2 protein-coding genes are annotated in these 1,823 nt (G+C 65.6%); one reads left to right on the top strand and one right to left on the bottom strand.

The window, feature by feature from the left end; translation table 11 throughout:
* Window positions 1-1,489 (bottom strand): polyketide synthase dehydratase domain-containing protein (locus tag ACIBCN_RS44495; RefSeq protein ID WP_396998931.1); only part of this gene is annotated, 1,489 nt, incomplete at its 3' end.
* Between the two features lie 24 nt (window positions 1,490-1,513).
* Here ACIBCN_RS44495 and ACIBCN_RS44490 point away from each other — a divergent pair.
* A partial coding sequence (locus tag ACIBCN_RS44490; protein ID WP_396998930.1) for a hypothetical protein occupies window positions 1,514-1,823 on the top strand: 310 nt, incomplete at its 3' end.

The raw sequence follows: 1,823 nt of genomic DNA, 5'->3' as shown, positions 1-1,823 counted from the left end.
AACGCACCAACCCCCACACCGCCGCACCCGCCAGATCGCTAACCCTCTCCCCCGCAACCGAAACCGCACCCGCGGTCAACACCACCAAACGACCCCCACCAAACCGAGAATCACCCAGCCACGCCTGCACCACCGCCAACGTCGCATGAGTCAGGGCGCGCATCCGCCCAACTGCGCCGTCGTCGGTACCCATGCTGCGCAGATCGAAGACCGCGATTGAGGGGATGCCCTGCGGGCCTGTTGTCCATTCACGGTATTCACCGACCGTGCTGAACCGAGCGGTGCGGGGGATCGCCTGCACCACCATTGAATTCGTATTCGGGAGCCAGTTGATGCTCAGCAGTGGGTCACCGGGCGTCACCGCGCCGGCCGACTGCAACGGCCGGGTGCTCAGTGATCCGGCGGTGAAGACCGGCTCCCCGGATCCGTCTACCGCGTAAATACGCACCGCACCCGGAGCGGCGTCACCGCCTGCACGGGGCGAGATATGAGCTCGCAGCGAGGTGGCGCCGGCCGCATGCAAGATGACGTCCTGCCAGGCGAACGGCAACCATGGCCCCCGTCCTCCTTCACCATCGCTCGCCGCCACACCGTCGGCTCGAACGGCCATCCCGTGCAGGACGGCATCCAGTAGAGCCGGATGCAGTCCGTAACGGGTTGCGTCATCATCCGATTCCGGCAACGTGGCTTCGACGAACAGCTCGTCGCCACGCCGCCACAGCGCCCGCAAGCCCTGGAACACCGGCCCATACCCGTACCCGGCATCGGCCAGCCGGTCGTACAGACCTGCCAAATCCACGGCATCCGCGCCCGTTGGCGGCCACTGCGCCAAATCGGCACGTGTGGCGTCAGCTGGATCGACACCGCTCGTCGCAGGATCGGCCGGCGCAACGATGCCCTCGGCGTGCACGGTCCAGTCACCACTGAGGCCGACGTCACTGCGGTCGGCTTCGGGGCGGGCGTAGACCGCGACAGCGCGTTCACCCTGCTCTCCCACCCCGGCAACCACAACCTGCACCTGCACACCACCACTGGCAGGCAACCGCAACGGAGCCAGCAAAGTCAGCTCCCGCAACACCACACACCCCACCTCATCCGCGGCACGCATCACCAACTCCACAAACCCCGTCCCCGGCACCAACACCACACCCGACACCACATGATCAGCCAGCCACCCCAACCCAGCCACCGACAACCGACCCGTCACAATCACCCCACCCGAACCCGGCGACTGCACCACCGCACCAATCAACGGATGATCCGAACCCGACAACCCCAACCCCGACACATTCCGACCATTGGTGGAATCAAGCCAATACCGGCGCCGCTCGAATACATACGACGGCAACGAAACACGGCGCGAGGGACCGTTCCACAGCACCGGCCACGCCACACCCGAACCTGCAACGTCCACCGCCGCCACCGCGGCCAGCAGACTCTCCGGCTCGGACCGGTTCCGACCCAGCACCGCCACCGACACGAATCCCACATCACTGGCACCACCAAGATCGCCATGTCCGTCGGCGCTGCCGGTCGTGTTGCTGACACCGCCGATTACATGAACGCCGACACTGGTCCCAACGCTGCCGACCGTGTCGGTGTCATCAGCCATCCCGATCGGGTCGGCACTACTAGTTACGTCGACGCTGCCGTTGCCATCAAATGGGTGGATGCTGCCATTGGTGCCGACGCGGTTGTGAACGTCGGCCCTGCCGTTGGAGTCGGTGCTGTCGAGGATGTCGGTGATCAACCCACTCAACCCACCATCAGGACCAGCAACCACAAACCGCGACACCCCCGCCCCACGCAATACCTCGATACCA

This window comes from Nocardia sp. NPDC051052, from assembly GCF_044456045.1.
Classification (GTDB): domain Bacteria; phylum Actinomycetota; class Actinomycetes; order Mycobacteriales; family Mycobacteriaceae; genus Nocardia.
This window is presented reverse-complemented; position numbering and strand designations above follow the sequence as displayed.